This is a genomic window from Kitasatospora sp. NPDC058492 (genome assembly GCF_042720685.1).
GTDB lineage: Bacteria > Actinomycetota > Actinomycetes > Streptomycetales > Streptomycetaceae > Kitasatospora.
Genome location: NZ_JBHXMU010000085.1, coordinates 1 through 15,658, shown reverse-complemented (window position 1 = coordinate 15,658; position 15,658 = coordinate 1). Strand labels below are relative to the sequence as shown.

Genomic DNA, 15,658 nt, shown 5'->3' with positions numbered 1-15,658 from the left:
ACTGCCACGTCCGGACCGCTACTTCCTCAGCTTCCACACCGACGCGGTGGCGATCGCCTTCAGCTGGTCGGTGCTCAGCGCCGGGGTGCTGCGGGTCGCCGGGGTCTGCTGGGTGCCGCTGTTGAACGCGCTGATCACCACCCGCAGGCCGTCCGCGTGCAGGGTGTCGACGGTCCACATGCCCGGGTTGGAACCCCGCTTGCCGACCACCACCCTGGTGCCGTCCGGCTGCGCCTGGGCACTGCCGAACAACTCCTCCTTGGTCTTGTCGTCACGGGACCAGTCCTGCACGTTGATCTCCACCAGGGACTTGCCCTTGCCGTCGTCGACCACGAAGTTCGCGTAGCCCGGCTGGCCCCCGGTCTCCGTCTCGGTCAGCCCTGCCGGCAGCAGCTTGGCGACGATCGCCAGGATCTCGTCCTTGTCGTACTCCTTGCCGCTGTCCCGCGGCTTGACCGGCACCGGGTCCGGGATCGAGGCGATGACCCGGTCCCAGGACTTGTCCGTGACGATCGCCTTGAGCTGCTCGGGGGTCAGCGGGGGCTTCGGGCGGCTGTCCGGCGAGCCCTTCTCCGCCGGGGAGTTCCACTCGGACAGCTCGACCTGGCGGCCGTCCTTGCCGATCAGCTTGGCGTTCCACCACTTGGTGGTGGCCCGCTTGTCCGGGTACTCGTAGCCCTGGAGGACGGTCAGCGTGCCGCCGTCCGGCAGGGTGGTGGCACTGCAGGCGTCGTACTGGACGAGCTTCTTGTCCGGGCAGTCGTTCTCCGCCCGGTTCGGGTCGCCGTCCGCCAGGCGGCCGAGCGAGATGCCCATCGCGGACTTGCCCTTGCCGTCGTCGAAGACCAGCGAGGCGGTCGCGGCGATGCCGCCGCCGTACGGCCGGCCCGGCTCGGCCCCCGTGCCGGTGCCGGTGCCGCCGGTGGTCTCGCCCTTGGGGAGCAGGGCCTGGAACATCGCCAGCACCTCGTCGCCGGAGACCGCCGGCGGCGCCGAGGCGGAGGCGGACGCCGAGGAGGCCGGGGCCGCCGAGCCGCTGCCGCCGGCGGTGCTCGGGGCGGCCGCGGGCACCGTACTCGGGCGCGGCGAGGAGCCGGTGAGGTACACCGCACCTGTGCCCACCAGGGCCAGCGCGGCAGCGCCGCCCACCACCGCGGCGGTCGAGCGGCGGCGCCAGCGGCGGCGGCCGCGCCGGTACCCGCCCGCGAGCAGGTCGGACGGCTCGGTGCGGAAGCCCTCGCCCGTACGGGTGAGGGCGTAGAGAAGATCGTCCTCGAACTTGTCCGGTTCGGACATGGGTGGTCACCGTCTCCTTGCATCACGAAATTGCGTCACGGGGAGCGTCACGGACTACGAGCAGTGGTCAGCGGGCGGCGAGCTCGGCCAGCGAGTCGCCGAGCAGGGTGCGCAGCCGGGCCAGCGCGCGGGTGGTACGGGTGCGGACCGCCCCCGGGGAGGAGCGCAGCATCTCGGCGGTCTCCGCGACGCTGCGGTCCTCCCAGTAGCGCAGCACCAGGACGGCGCGGTCCTTGGGCGGCATCCGGCCGAGGGCGTCGAGCAGGGTCATCCGCAGCGCGCCGTCCGCCTCCCGCGCCTCCGACTCGGGCACGGCCGCGATGGGGCGCTCGGTGCTGGAGCGGCGGCGCTGCTGGGCGAGGAAGGTGCGCACCATCACCGTGTGGGTGTAGGCGGCCGGGTTGTCGATCCGGTCCCGGCCGCCGGTCCAGGCGCTGCGCCGCCAGAGCACGTACATCCGGCTGAGGGCCTCCTGGACGAGGTCCTCGGCGTAGTGGGTGTCGCCGCTGGTCAGCAGGCAGGCCGAGCGGTACAGGTGGCCGGTTCGGCCGGACACCAGTTCCAGGAACTCGGCGTCCTCGGCCTCCCGGCCCGCCCCGATCCACCCCATGCCTGCCGCCCCCCGTGTCCGCGCTCCCTGACACTTCTTGGATGCGGCGAGCGACCCACGACGTTACAGCCGTTGCGGAGGATTCTCCTACGCACTCCCCGGGCACCGGGCAGGTGCTGCGTACCCGGATCAGTCCGCGGACCTGCGGCGCAGGTCGCGCAGGACGACGCCGCCGCCGATGAGCAGCGCGACCAGCAGCGCCCCGATGCCGAGGACGTACGTCGCGGTGCGGCCGTCGCGGTCGGCCTGGGTCTCGCCGAGGCCGACCGGCCGGGGCACGATCGGGGCGGCGGCCAGTTGGACGGGGGCGTCCGGGGTGGCGGTGAACGGCGCGCTCTCGGGGGCCTTGGTGACGGCCCTGACCGGGTCGACCACGCCCCAGCCGATGAACTGGTTCGGATCGCGCTGGGTGCGCTGGGCGGTCTGCTCGATCCAGGCCCGCACCTGGGCCGGCTTCCAGTTCGGGTGGGCGCCGACCAGCAGCGCGACGAGCCCGGACACGTACGGGGCGGAGAAGCTGGTGCCGTTGTCGACGCACTGGCCGCCCCTGGGGACGGTGGAGAGCATGTCGACGCCGGGTGCGGCGACCTTCACGAAGGAGCCGTACTGGGAGAACGGGGCGCGCTCGTTGTTGCGGTCGGAGGCGCCGACGGCGAGCACGGTCGGGAACGCGCCGGGGTAGGTGTCGCCCTCCTTGCCGTCGTTGCCGGTGGAGGCGACCACCACGACGCCGCTGTCCTCGGCGGCCTGGACGGCGGCCTTCAGCTCCTGGTACCCGCCGAAGCCGGCGGCGCCGGCGCCGCGGACGTCCTGGGAGATGTTGATGACCTTGGCCTTGGCCCTGACCGCCTCGTTGACGGCCTGGACCAGGGTGGAGACGTCGCCGTTGCCGTCGCTGTCGTTCTGGCGGATCGACAGGACGGCGGCGTCGGGGGCGAGCCCGACGAAGCCCGTCCGGTCGTAGCGGCGGGCGGCGATGATGCCGGCCACCTTGGTGCCGTGGCCGACCGGGTCCTCCTTGGAGCTGCCCGGGACCTTCTCCTTGGTCTCCCGGTTGACCACCAGGTTGGAGCCCTCCAGAACCTTGCCGGCCAGCTGCGGGTTCTGGTCGTCCACGCCGGTGTCGATGACCGCGACGGTCACCCCCGCGCCGGTGGTCCGACCGCCCTGCCACAGCTCGTCCAGCAGCAGGCGCTGCAGCGACCACGGCACGGTCGGCACGTCGGGCGCGTTCTTCGGGCAGTCGCCCGCGGCGGCCAGCCCGGGTCCGCTGTCCGCGCGCGCCGGGGCGGCGAGCGGGCCACCCAGCACGGCGAGCGCGGCCAGTGCCGCGGCCGCCTTCCGGTACCCGCGTCCGGACACCCTGCCACCCCTCATGTCGTCCACCCGTGCCGCGCGCCGAAGGGCGGGTGCCCGGAGTCCGAGCACCCGCCCCCTCACGTTCCCGCTGGGGAACGCGTGGTCAGTTGTTCCCCCACAGCTTGGCGTTGTTGTTCTCGGTCGTCTTGTAGCTCTGCGCGGCGCTGTCCAGCGAGGAGGCGATCTGCGTGCAGACCTTCTGCAGGTCGGCGGCGCGCGCGTCCCACTGGGTCTGGTGGGCCTGGTAGCCCTGCTGGGCCGCGCCCTGCCAGCTGGACGCGATGCGGTTGACGTCGCCCTTGAGGTCGTTCAGCAGGTGGTCGATGCGACCGGCCGAGGCGCGCACTTCCTCGGCCGCGTGGTGGACGGTCTCGAAGTTGACGAGGATGTGGTCGGACACGATGTCTCCCTTGACGAGGATGCGGAGCACCCCGCGCTCAGCCGCGGGCGCCCCACCGAGCGGAAGGTCGGAACAGAACGGTGATCAGCGCGGTGCGGCTGATCAGCCCTGGGCGTTGGAGAACAGCGCCTTCTGCTCTTCTTCGGTGCTCGCGTAGTGCTTGGTGGTCAGCTCGATCGCGTGCTGGATCGCGGTCAGCGACTCCTTCAGCTTCGCGATGTCGGTGTTGACCTGGTCCTGCAAGGCCTTGTAGGCGCTCGCCGCCTGGCCCTGCCAGCCGCCGGTGATGCCATCGACCGTGCTGATGAGCTTCTGCCGCTCAGCCTCGATCTTCCCGATCGCGTCCTCGATCCGCTTGGCGAAAGCCAGCATCTCCTGAGCGGTCATCGTGAACTGACCCTGAGCCATGCTCCACCATCCCCCATGAGACAGACATTGCGTGTACGGAGGGCAGCGCGGCCCGACCGTCCCATCACCCTAGTGATGTCCAGGAGCACTGTAGTCGGCACACGCAGCTCGCCCAACACCGAACTCGACGCAGTTACCAGACCATGACACGTAGGCCAAGTCCGTTGCCTGGCTTGGCCGATCAGGCGTTCTGCGGCTGGGCGGCGCTCTTCGCCGTCAGCGGCGGGCCGGCCGGGACGAGGTCCGACCACTCGTGCGGCACCGGGAGCGGCTGGAGCTCCTTGTAGCCCAACCGGGCCTGGTTGGCGCCCGATTCGTCCTGCGGCGGCTGCTGGTCCGGCGCGGTGGCGCCCGGCTGCGGGGTGGGCGTCCTCGGGGCACCGCCCTGGCCGGGCTGCCCGCCGGGCGGCGTGGTGGCGCCGCGGCCGCCGTCGCCGTTGGCCGGCACCGAGTAGCGCAGACCGGTCTCGGTGATCAGGAAGTCGGTGCCGGAGCCTCCCGCCGCGTTGTCCAGCGCGCGGTAGAAGAGGCCGTGCCCGGGCGTCACGTACGCGGCGCCCGCGCCGTTGTTGTACGGCGCCGGGTAGGACGTCCCGGCCCAGACGCTGCGCCGGGGCGTGCGGCCGTCCTCGGCGACGCCGTCGAAGGTGCTGCACACGACCAGGCGCGCGTCCTGCCGGTCCTGCCAGTTGTTGGCCGGCGCACCGGACTTCAGCGGCCAGTCGTCCCCGGTGCTCGGCAGCCGGACGTCGTTGCCCAGCTTGGCGTGGTCGGCCGGGGTCATCTCGTCGCTGCGCGGCCGCTTGTCGCCGTCGTACTTGTAGAGGTCCTGGTAGTCCGGGTTCTGCCGGATCAGCTCCGCCTGGAACGGCGTCACCAGGTAGAGCCGGTCCTTGCCGACCACGTAGCGGCGGTCCTGGTAGTGCACCAGCCGGCCGATCCGGCGGTCGGCCTGGTTGCCCAGCTCCACCGAGGAGTTGGGGCTCGGACTGTCCGCCACCCCGTCGACCTTCGGGAAGGTGATCGGGCTGCCGGTCACCAGGGTGTCCAGCCACTCGCGCTTGACGCGCTGCGGCACCGCGTTGGGCCCGAAGACCGCGGTGATCAGCGACTTGCGCTCCTTGTCGTCCGCCTGCGGCGAGCCGATGCCGTGCTTGCGGCCCAACGCGTCGACCAGGAACACCTTCGCGTCGCCCGGCCTGGCCGCGGGCTGGCCCGGCGCCGGCTGCGCGGAGACCTGCTGCTCGTCCGCCTGCTGCACCAGCAGCAGCTGGTCCTGGCCGAGCATCCGGTCCTTGGCCGCCAGCGCCGCCGCGTCCGGGCCGGCCGCCACGAACACCGCCTGGTTGACGGTCTCCTGCTTGTCGTCCGAGCCCGGGCGGTCGCAGACCGACCACTTCATCGGCTTGTCCGCGTTGTCCCTCGTCGGCAGCTTGTCCGGCGCGTACGGGATGCCGATCGTCGGGCCGTGGTTGGGGTAGCTGTCGAGCACCCCGTCGTCGACCACCACCACCTTGGCGTCGGCCGGCAGCACCAGCCGCGCCGAGGACATGTTGAGCACCTGGTGCAGCCGCCTGGTCCGGCCGTCCGGGTCGGTCAGCACCACGTACCGGGTGGTCGACTTCTTGCCCTGGACGACGTTCTTGCCGTCGTCCCAGTGCAGCGGCGCGCTCGGCTTGAACACCCCCCACAACCCGAACCCGGCGACGATCACCGCCCCGGCCAGCACGCTCGGCAGCACCGCCTTCACCGGGCGCGGCGCGTCCTCGTCGCTGCCGCCGCCACCGGGCAGCAGGAACGCCCCCACCGTGCGCTTGCGGGCGAAGGTGTACGCGTTCAGCTCGTCCCGGCGCGATGCCATCCTCGTCGTCCCCCTCGTCAGACATTGTCGGACCGCCCTGCACCGCCCCCCGCACCCGCCGGGCGGGAACCCGTACGAACCCTCTACGATGCGGCAGCAGACGGTGAGTACGGTACGGGTACGGTCCGCGCACCGGCCAGCCGGGCCGCGGCAACTGATCAGAGAGGGTCACCCGGGGGATGCCAAGCCAGACCGCTCCAGGACGCCGCGGACCGGCAACGGGCGGGAGGTCGCGCCGCTCCGGCCGGGCGCAGCACGGCGGCCCCGCCCCCGAGACCACGCCCGGGCAGCCGCTGCCGCCCGCCGGCGAGAGCAGCGGCCGTGACGAAGGCGGTCGCGGGCCCGTCCTGCTCCGGATCAACCCCCGGCCCGGGCTGCTCGGCGGCCGGCTGAGGCTCCAACAGCTCGTCCTGGTCGAGGTCGCGGCCGCGCTGGTCGCGGTGGGCTGGACGATCAGCCGACCGGTCGCCGCCGGCTTCGGCGCGGTCGCGCTGGTCCTGGTGGTGCTCGCCGTGATCCCGCTGCGCGGCCGGACCATCCCCGAACTGCTACGGGTGCGCGCCGCCCTCAAGTCCCGCCGCCGGCAGGCCCGCAGCACGCTGCCGCCGGCCGGCACCGACCCGGCGCTGGCCCCCGCCCTGGAACTCGAACCGGCACTGCGCACCTGCACCCACGCCACCGAGGCCGACCTGGGCGGCCGCCCCGTCCGCCGGGAGACCGGCATGGTCGGCGACGGCACCTTCCTCAGCTCGGTGCTGCTCGTCCAGGCCAAGGACCAGCCGCTGCGCCCGGTGCGCACCGCGCTGCCGCTGCCCCTGGACGTGATCTGCTCGGCGCTCCAGGTCGACGACATCACCCTGGAGTCGGTGCAACTCGTCCAGCACACCCAGCCGGCCCCGGCCCCGCACCTGCCCGAGCAGTCGCTGGCCGCCCGCGCCTACCGGGAGCTGCCGGACGGCACCGCCACCCCCGGGCTGCGGCTGACCTGGGTGGCGCTCAAGCTCGACCCGGAGCGCGCCGCGGCCGCCGTCCGGGCCCGCGGCGGCGGCGAGGAGGGCGCCCGCAAGGCACTGCAACGGGTGACCGACCAGCTGGCCGGGCGGCTCAACAGCGCCGGGTTCAACGCGACCGTGCTGGACGAGCGCGAGCTGATCGCCGCGCTGGCCATCTCCACCTGCGCCAACCCGCTCGCGGTGGCCGGGCGCCAGGGCACCGGCAGCGGCGGCGGCACCACCCGCCGCACCCAGGAGGGCAGCCGGTTCTGGCGGATCGACGACCGCTGGCACAGCACCTACTGGATCTCCCGCTGGCCGCAGCTCAGCCGCCCCGGCGGCTCGCCCGGCCGGATCGCCGCACCCGACCTGGTCAACCTGGTCACCGGCTCCCCCGCGCTGGCCAGCACCTTCAGCCTGACCGCCGGGCGCGGCACCGGCGGCTCGGTGACCGTCAGCGGGCACCTGCGGGTGACCGGGCGCAGCGAGAGCGAGGTGACGCAGGTCGGCCGCCAGGTGGAGGCGCGGGCGCAGGGCGCCGGACTCGGCCTGGTCCGGCTCGACCTGGAGCAGGCCCCCGGGGTGCTCGCCACCCTGCCGCTGGGAGGAGCGTCCTGATGGCGTACCAGACCTATCCGGCCCCCGGCCCGCAGCACGGCGCCGAACAGCCCCGGGCGCGGTCCCGGATCCTGCCCGGCTTCGGGCTGCGCGGCCCGCGCCGGGAGAAGCACGTGCTGGACGCCGCGGACCTCGGGGCGCTGGCCTTCCCGGTCGGCGACGACGGCGTGGTGATCGGCGCCGACCCGCAGGGGCTGCCCGCGGTGCTCGGCCTGTTCCGACCCAGCGCGTACGACCTGGTGCTGGTCGGCGGCGTGTGGACGGCGCAGGTCATCGCGCTGCGGGCGGCCGCGATCGGCGCCCGGGTCGCGGTGGAGACCGCGCGCGGGCAGCTGTGGGGCCCGCTGGCGCAGGCCGCGGGCGGCGGGCAGCCGTGCGTGACGGTCCACCAGGTCGGCCGACTCGGCCCGCAGGGCGCCTCGGTGGCCTCGCCGGTCCTGGTGGTGCGCGACCTCGGCGCCCGCCCGCCGCGCAGCCGGCTCTCCGCCGCGCCCTGGCAGACCACCCTGACCCTGCTGCCGTACCTGGGCCCGCACGCGGCCCGGGTGCTCAACGCGGCCGACCTGGTGGGCGTGCAGCGGGTCTCCCCGCAGGAGGCGGAGCTGACCGGCCGGGTGCTGTCGCTCCCGCCGGAGGACGTCGCCGCGCTGCCCACCCTCGGCGACGACCTCACCCTGTGGGCCACCCGAATGCGGCGCCAGTACGTGCGGGCCGTGGCCGGGCAGGCCGAGCAGCAGGTTCTCGGCGGTCCGCGCCGGATGGACTGAGCGGCGGCGCCGGGCCCGGGGGGCCGCTCCGGATCCGACGCCGCCTTCAACGGGGGTTGCCGCACGGCCTAGTCTTTGATGCGGCAACGGCACCGCTGAACAAGCGGCGGCGAACACGAGGGAGCCCTAGTGAGCAGCGATCGGGACGGCGTCTACGTCGGCGACAACGCGGCAGAGGACGACGACGACTGGTCCGACGCGCCCGACTACACTCCCCCGTCCTGGTACGTGCAGACGGACGCCTCGGCGGCCCCGGCCCCGGCCCCGGCAGTTCAGGCTCCGGCCCCGGCGGTGCAGGCTCCGCAGGCCACCGCTCCGGCGCCGGTGCCCGCCCAGGCTCCGGCCCCGACGCCGGCTCAGGCGCCCGTACCCGCCCAGCCCGTGCCGCCCGCACAGCCCGTCCAGGCCGAGGCGCAGCACGTCCCGTTCCCGGCGTCCGCCCCTGCCCAGGCCCCCGTCCCCGCTCCTGCCCCTGCCCCTGCCCCTGCCCCTGCCCCTGCGTTCGAGCAGCCACAGGCCGTCGCCCCGGGCTGGCCGGCGCAGGCCCCGGCGCAGCCGCAGCCCGCCCCGCAACCGCCGTACCCGGCCCCGGTCCCGGCCCCGCCGCCGGCGCAGCCCGCCCAGCCGGTCCCGCCGCAGACGTACCCGCAGCCGTACCCGCAGCCGCCCGCGCAGCACCTGCCCCCGCAGCAGCCACTGCCGGCGCACGACCCGCAGGCCGCCGCCGCGTGGGCCGCCCAGCAGGGCGCCGCCCAGCCGCAGCCCGCACAGCCGCAGCAGCCGGCCCCGCAGCCCGCACCGGTGGATCCGCGCCAGGGCGGCTGGCCGCAGCCCCCCGCCTACCCGCAGTCGGCCCAGCCCCAGCCGCACGACTACCGGCCGTTGCTGCCGGGCGCGCCGCACGAGCAGTCCGGCGGGGTGCAGCCGTGGCCGCCGCAGGGCGCCGCCACACCGCCGCCGGTCGCGTTCCCGCACTCCGCCGCCCCGCAGCCGCCCGTGGCGCACGGCGCACCACTCGGCTACACCGCCGCGGTCGAGCTGTCCTCGGACCGGCTGCTGCGCAGCCAGCCCAAGCAGCAGCGCCAGCAGCCGCGGTTCCAGTTCGGCGGCAAGGCGGCGGCCGCCGAGAAGTCGCGCAAGCTGGAGATCATCCGCACCCCGGTGCTGAGCTGCTACCGGATCGCCGTGATCAGCCTCAAGGGCGGGGTCGGCAAGACCACGACCACCACCGCGCTCGGCGCGACCCTGGCCAGCGAGCGCCAGGACAAGGTGATCGCGATCGACGCCAACCCGGACGCCGGCACCCTGGGCCGCCGGGTCAAGCGCCAGACCGGCGCGACCATCCGCGACCTGGTGACGGCCATCCCGCACCTGCGCAGCTACATGGACATCCGTCAGTTCACCTCGCAGGACCTCAACTCGGGCCTGGAGATCCTGGCGAACGACGTCGACCCGGCGGTCTCGACCACGTTCAACGACTCGGACTACCGCCAGGTCATCGACGTGCTGGGCCGCCAGTACCCGATCATCCTGACCGACTCCGGCACCGGCCTGCTGTACAGCGCGATGCGCGGGGTGCTGGACCTCGCCGACCAGCTGATCATCGTCTCCACCCCCAGCGTGGACGGCGCCTCCAGTGCCTCGACCACCCTGGACTGGCTCTCCGCGCACGGCTACGCGGACCTGGTGCAGCGCAGCATCACGGTGGTCTCCGGGGTGCGCGAGACCAGCAAGCTGATCAAGGTCGAGGACATCGTCGCGCACTTCCAGACCCGCTGCCGCGGGGTGATCGTGGTGCCGTTCGACGAGAGCCTGGCGGCCGGCGCCGAGGTCAACCTCGACATGATGCGGCCCAAGGTCCGCGAGGCCTACTTCGAGCTGGCCACCCTGGTCGGCGAGGACATCGTCCGGGCCCAGCAGGCCGCCGCCCAGCAGTCCGGGTGGCAGCAGCAGGTGCAGGCCACGCCGTACCCGCCGCAGCCACAGCCACAGCCGTATCCGGGTCAGGCGGGTCAGGCCGGCCAGGCCGCTCAGCCCGCCCCCGGGGCGCCGTGGGCGCCGCAGCCCGGCCAGGCCCCGCCGCCGCCACCCGGCTACGGCTACCCGCAGCAGCCGCCCGCCCCCACGGCCTGGCCGCAGCCGGGCGCCCAGCAGCAGCCGGCCCCGCAGCCGGGCCCGGGCTACGGCTACCCGCCCGCCCAGGGCCAGCCGCCGCAGCCCGCCCCGCCCGCCTCGCCGTCCCAGCCGTCCCCGCCGTCCCCGCCGGACGGCTACCAGCCGCCGCCCGGCTACGGCCACCCGCCGCAGCCCCCGCAGTGACGCCGAAGGGCCCGCCGACCAGGTCGGCGGGCCCTTCCCCGTGCTGCGGCAGTGCTCAGACGCCGTCGGTCAGCTCGCGGGCCTGCTTGACGTCGTCGGCCATCCGGTCGAGCAGCGCGTCGATGGAGTCGAACTTCTCCATCCCGCGCAGGTAGGCCAGGAAGTCCACGGCCACGTGCAGCCCGTACAGGTCCAGGCCGACCCGGTCGATGGCGTACGCCTCGACGGTGCGGGCGGTGCCGTCGAAGGTCGGGTTGGTGCCGACCGAGATAGCGGCGGGCATGCGCTCGCCGTCGGCGGTCAGCCAGCCCGCGTACACGCCGTCGGCCGGGATCGCGCTGTGCGGCACGGTCTCGACGTTGGCGGTCGGGTAGCCGAGCTCACGGCCGCGCTGCGCGCCGCGCACCACCACGCCCTCGACCCGGTGCGGGCGGCCCAGCACCTCGCCGGCGCCGGCCATGTCCCCGGTCGCGACCAGCCGCCGGGTCAGGGTGGAGGAGAACGGCTCGCCGGACCCGGCGGCGCCGCTCACCTGGAGGTCGACCACCTCGACGTCGAAGCCGACCGAGCGGCCCAGCGCGGTGAGCAGCGCGACGTCCCCGGCGGCCCGGTGCCCGAAGCGGAAGTTGGGGCCCTCGATGACGGCCCGGGCGTGCAGGGCGTCGACCAGGACCTGCTGGACGAAGGTCTCCGGCGACTCCTGGGACAGCTCCGGGGTGAACGGCAGCACCAGCACCGCGTCCACGCCGAGGCCCGCGATCAGCTCGGCGCGGCGCGCCTGCGGGGCGAGCAGCGGCGGGTGGCTGCCCGGGCGGATGACCTCGCGCGGGTGCGGGTCGAAGGTCACCACCACCGCGGGGAGGCCGAGTTCGCGGGCCCGCTCGACCGCCCGACCGATGATCAGCTGATGCCCGCGGTGCACCCCGTCGAACGAGCCGATGGTGACGACGCTGCGTCCCCAGTCAGCGGGGATCTCCTCCAGGCCACGCCAGCGCTGCACCCTGACCGCTCCTTGTTCCGTACGGCGCGTACCCTCTGTACGCTCAAACGCTCAAACCCGAACCCCTATAGCGTGCCATGCGCCTGCTCCTGCTCCGGCACCGGAATGCGGGTTGGGCGCACCGGCGGGTGCGCGGCCCGCCCGGGCACGGTCCGCTCCGCCTCGGCGGCCGCGTACTGCGGGTCGCGGCCGGCCGCCGCCAGGGCCCGCATCCGGGCCAGCCGGGGCCCGTCCGGCGCGGTCGGGGCGGCGTCCCGCGGCCACTGGGCGAGCAGCTGCGCGAACGCCGCCGAGCGGCCGGCGCAGCGCACCAGCAGTTCGTCCGCGGCCGGCAGGCCGGGCGTCGCCCGGGCCAGCACCGCGCGGGCCCGGGCCGGATTCTCGGCCGCGCAGTGCTCGGCCAGCCGCTCCACGGCCGCGGTCAGCACCGCCGGGTCGGTCTCGATGGCGAGCAGGGTGTCCAGCAGTTCGCAGCGCAGCGCGTCCGCCGCCGGGTCGGCCACCGGGACGGACAGCACCTGGGCGAACGGCCGCCGCACGCCCGCCGCACGGGCGGCCAGCGCGCCGCCGAGCAGCACCCGCAGCTCCAGCCGGGCGGCCGGGCCGCCGGTCGCGGCGCGCTCCAGGCGGCGGCCCAGGTAGTCGACGGCGACCGGGCCGGCCAGCGTCGGGTGCTCGCGCAGCAGCCGGGCGGCGAGTTCGGCGCCCCGCCGGGTGGCCACCGGGGTGCGGGCGTCGGCGAGCATCCGCAGGGTCTCGGCGGCGGCCGCGCCGGGGGCCGCCAGCCGGTCGGCGAGCGCGGCCAGGACGGGTTCCGGGTCGCTCTCCAGGGCGGGGGCCAGCGCCCTGGGGGTGAGGAAGGCGTCGCCGCCCGCCCGGTGCAGGGCCAGCGCGGCGGGGAGGTGCTCGGCCCTGGTCGCCGGGTCGCCGACCAGCAGGGCGAGGGCGGCGCCGTGCAGGCCCGGTTCGTCCTCGCGGGCGAGCAGGGTCAGCGCGCTGAACCGCAGCAGTCCGGCGGCGGCGCCGACGGCGTGCGGGGCGGCGTGCAGGGCGTGCACGGCGGCGGCGACGTGCCGCTCGGGCCGCCCGTCGTGGCTCCAGCGGTCCACCGCCCGGCAGAGCGCGGAGGGTTCCTCGGTGGCGAGCACGGTGAGCAGCGCGTCCGCCCTCGGGTGCGCGGCGTCGGCCAGGGCGTCGGCCAACTCGTCCAGGGCGAGCCGCCGGTGGGCGTGCAGCAGGTCGTGGGCGAGGTCGGCGACGGTGTGCCCGGGGCGGCCGGGCAGGCCGCGCGGATCGTCGAACCAGGCGCAGAGCAGCGGGAACACCGCGACGGGGTCGGCGCGCAGCCGCTCGGCCACCGCGCCGAGGAACGGCTGCCCTGGCCCGTCGGCGGCCACCAGGCGGCGCAACAGGGCGAGTTCGGCCTCGGCGGGCAGGCCGAGGCCGGTCCAGAACGCCGGGCCGAACGCGCCGAGCCCGTCCGCCGGGAGCGCGTCCAACCCGCCTTCGGCGACCGCCCGTTCGGCGATCCGCCCGGCCAACTGGTCGAGCAGCGCCCGGTGTTCGGCCGGATCGGGGCTGGCGGCCAGCCCGGCGGTGAGCAGCCGGCCCGCCCACCAGGCCGGTTCGCTGCCGGGCGGGCGCAGGTCCAGGGCGCGCCAGAGCCGGTGCAGCCACGGGTCCAGGGCGGGTGCGCCCCAGGTCTCGGCCAGTCGGCGCAGCGCGGCGGCGACCGGGCCGATCCGGTGCCGGGGGACGCCGCGTGGGGGGCCTGCCGCGGACGCGCCCGCCAGCCCGTTCGCGGGCGAGGACGGCGTGTCCGCGGCCTCGCCGAGCAGCAGCCGCAGCGCGGCGTCCAGGTCCAGGTGCAGGCCCTGCAGCCAGTCCGCGAACTCCCCGTGCGCGAAACGGAATCCGGGCCCGGCCGGGACGAAAAGGCCCTCGGCGAGGACGGCCGTGGCCCAGCCGCCGGCCGCCGGGAACAGCTCCTCGAAGACGGCCCGGCCCAGCCCGCCCGGCCCGGCGCCGAGCATCCGCCGGGCCGCCTCGTGCACCCGTCCGGCCACCGCGGCCGCCAGCCGCCGCACCCTCCCGTGGGAGGGCCCGGCCGGGCGGGCGGAACTCCGGCGGTGGGCGCCCGGGCGGCGCTGCCGGCCGTCCTCGGCCAGCCGCCGGGCCACCCGCAGGCAGCGCAGGTCCAGGTAGGCGGCGAACAGTTCGCCCCGGCGGCCCGGCTCCCCGCGCAGGCCCTCCGCCCACAGCTCGCCGGCCAGCCGGACGGCCAGCGGGTGCCGCGCGTCGGCGTCGGCCGGCCAGCCCGGCGGCAGCCCGTAGCGGCGGCGCACCCGCTCGGCCGCCTCGGCGGGGAGCGGGCCGAGCCGGTGCCCGGCGAGGCTGGGTGCGCCCGGGCCGCCGCCGTCCATCCGGACGGTGGGGGCGCTGGCCAGGTCGCCGTCCGGCTCCGGCGGGTCCGGGTACCGGGCGGGGCCGGGGCCGCTGCCCCACTTCTCGGCCGCCAGCCGCACCCAGGCCTCCTCGCCGCAAGCGGTCAGCAGTCGCGCCCCGCAGCCGGTCAGCCAGTCCCCCGCGCCGCGCAGCCAGCGCGGGTCCAGCGGCGCGGGGGCCTCCTCGGGGCCGTCCAGGACCACCAGCAGCGGCCGCCCGGCCGCCGCGCACAGCGCCGCCACCGGTTCCGGCGCGGGCGCCGGGGTGCCCAGCTCGGCCGCGACGGCGGCCAGGGCCCGTTCCACCGGGGCGGCGAGCGAGCGGTCCTCGGCGCGCAGGTCGGCGCCGCGCAGCCAGAGGGTGGGCAGCGGCCGGGCGCCGCCGGCGCGGCGGGCGGCGAGGGCGGCGAGTTCGGTGGAGCGCCCGCTGCCGGGGGCGCCGACCAGCGCGGTGACGGTGGCCTGCGGCTCGTCCCCGGCCAGTCCGTCAGGCCGGTCGACCCGGTCGGCGGCGAGCCCGGCGACCCGGTCCGGGCCGGCCCCCGCGGCGGCCAGCTGGGCGGCGGTCAGCCGCAGCACGCCGGCCAGGTTGAGCGCGGGCCCGTAGCCGGGCACGGCCGCGCCGTTGCGCGCCAGCAGTTCGGCCAGCGCCGGGGCGACCGCGACCGCGCCGCCGCCGGCCGGCACCGCCGGGAGCGCGCCGCCGTGCTGCGGCCCGCGCAGCGCGGGCACGGCCAGGGCCACCACGGCGCCGCTGCGGGCGTCCAGCACCGGCGAGCCGGCCGGCACCGCGACGCCGGCGACCACCGGCGGGTCGAGCAGCAGCACCCCGCCGACCCCCCCGTACCCGGCCCCGGCGGCACCCAGCAGACCGCAACGCAGCGCCACCACGCGCCCGTCCTCGCCGGCCAGCGCGGGCAGCAGCACCTCGCGCCCGGCCCCGAGGGCCGCGACGGGCAGCGGCGGCACGGGCAGCCCGCCGACCGCGTCGGTGCGCAGCAGGGCGAGCCCGTGCCCGGGTAGCGGCAGTACGGCGTCCGGGCCCAGCACCCTGGTCTGCCCGCCGGGGGTGTGCAGGACGATCCGGTCCAGGCCGGTGACGCTCTCGTGGGCGGTGAGGACGGTGCCCTGCGGGTCGGCGACGAACCCTAAGCCGTGCAGTCGCCCGTTGAGGTCGCGGATCCGCAGCAGGTACCGCCCCGGGTCTCCCGCCACGCCGTCGCCGTCCAGGAATCCCGGCATTCGCACTGCCCTCCCCGCAGGCCGGACGGCCCGGGGGCGGGCTCGTCACGGCGACCTGCTCGCCGTCGGGGAGCCTGCCCGCCCGGGAGGCGGCCCCACCGCGCCTGCGCCGCTCACCACGGGCGTTCACCTCGCGCGCTCCCCCGGGCGGGTGACCCGTCCCCTCGCCGGAACGAACCTCCGGACCTCACCCGGAACCCCGGACCTCGCCGAAACACCCCCCGAACGAGCGAAACCCCTCCCGGGACGGCGGTTTCTAGGGGTCGTTGCAACACGTGGTCGGTTTGATCAGGCCGCGAGCAGTTTATGCAGGCGCTCGGCTGGGGTTTCCCAGTCGAGCGT

General features: G+C 76.0%; 11 protein-coding genes. 3 read left to right on the top strand and 8 right to left on the bottom strand.

What is annotated here, in order from left to right:
- Window positions 1–18: 18 nt before the first annotated feature.
- The 6 genes from ACFWPI_RS35710 to ACFWPI_RS35685 all read right to left on the bottom strand — a co-directional run bounded on the left by ACFWPI_RS35710 (window position 19) and on the right by ACFWPI_RS35685 (window position 5,934).
- Window positions 19–1,296 carry a hypothetical protein gene (locus ACFWPI_RS35710; RefSeq protein WP_380425284.1) on the bottom strand — a complete coding sequence of 426 codons (1,278 nt, stop codon included), beginning with the start codon at window positions 1,294–1,296 and terminating at the stop codon, window positions 19–21.
- Window positions 1,297–1,363: 67 nt separating this feature from the next.
- The gene (locus ACFWPI_RS35705; RefSeq protein WP_363376701.1) at window positions 1,364–1,906 is read right to left on the bottom strand and encodes a SigE family RNA polymerase sigma factor; all 543 of its coding nucleotides are present in this window, start codon (window positions 1,904–1,906) and stop codon (window positions 1,364–1,366) included.
- A 129-nt stretch (window positions 1,907–2,035) separates the two neighbouring features.
- Entirely contained in the window at window positions 2,036–3,268 is a 1,233-nt protein-coding gene (gene mycP / locus ACFWPI_RS35700; RefSeq protein WP_380378408.1) for a type VII secretion-associated serine protease mycosin, read from the bottom strand.
- Between the two features lie 100 nt (window positions 3,269–3,368).
- Window positions 3,369–3,665 (bottom strand): WXG100 family type VII secretion target, encoded by a 297-nt coding sequence (locus ACFWPI_RS35695; protein ID WP_063351107.1) that lies wholly within the window; start codon window positions 3,663–3,665, stop codon window positions 3,369–3,371.
- A gap of 102 nt (window positions 3,666–3,767) precedes the next feature.
- On the bottom strand, window positions 3,768–4,073 hold the full coding sequence (locus ACFWPI_RS35690) for a WXG100 family type VII secretion target (RefSeq protein WP_063347614.1): 306 nt from the start codon (window positions 4,071–4,073) through the stop codon (window positions 3,768–3,770).
- Window positions 4,074–4,254: 181 nt separating this feature from the next.
- Window positions 4,255–5,934 carry a type VII secretion protein EccB gene (locus ACFWPI_RS35685; protein ID WP_380378406.1) on the bottom strand — a complete coding sequence of 560 codons (1,680 nt, stop codon included), beginning with the start codon at window positions 5,932–5,934 and terminating at the stop codon, window positions 4,255–4,257.
- A 179-nt stretch (window positions 5,935–6,113) separates the two neighbouring features.
- Here ACFWPI_RS35685 and eccE point away from each other — a divergent pair, with 179 nt between their 5' ends.
- The 3 genes from eccE (at window position 6,114) to ACFWPI_RS35670 (ending at window position 10,630) form a co-directional block, all read left to right on the top strand.
- A complete protein-coding gene (gene eccE / locus ACFWPI_RS35680) occupies window positions 6,114–7,544 on the top strand; it encodes a type VII secretion protein EccE (protein ID WP_380378405.1) in 1,431 nt (476 codons plus the stop codon).
- Window positions 7,544–8,311 carry a hypothetical protein gene (locus ACFWPI_RS35675; protein ID WP_063347616.1) on the top strand — a complete coding sequence of 256 codons (768 nt, stop codon included), beginning with the start codon at window positions 7,544–7,546 and terminating at the stop codon, window positions 8,309–8,311. Before eccE ends, ACFWPI_RS35675 begins: the two co-directional genes overlap by 1 nt.
- Before the next feature lie 129 nt (window positions 8,312–8,440).
- Window positions 8,441–10,630 (top strand): MinD/ParA family protein, encoded by a 2,190-nt coding sequence (locus ACFWPI_RS35670; RefSeq protein WP_380378404.1) that lies wholly within the window; start codon window positions 8,441–8,443, stop codon window positions 10,628–10,630.
- Window positions 10,631–10,685: 55 nt separating this feature from the next.
- Here the strand turns inward: ACFWPI_RS35670 and ACFWPI_RS35665 are convergent, their stop codons facing one another.
- Together ACFWPI_RS35665 and ACFWPI_RS35660 are read right to left on the bottom strand one after the other, a co-directional pair.
- Entirely contained in the window at window positions 10,686–11,630 is a 945-nt protein-coding gene (locus ACFWPI_RS35665) for a bifunctional riboflavin kinase/FAD synthetase (protein ID WP_380378403.1), read from the bottom strand.
- 65 nt (window positions 11,631–11,695) lie between these two features.
- On the bottom strand, window positions 11,696–15,316 hold the full coding sequence (locus ACFWPI_RS35660; RefSeq protein ID WP_380425281.1) for a serine protease: 3,621 nt from the start codon (window positions 15,314–15,316) through the stop codon (window positions 11,696–11,698).
- Window positions 15,317–15,658 lie beyond the last annotated feature (342 nt).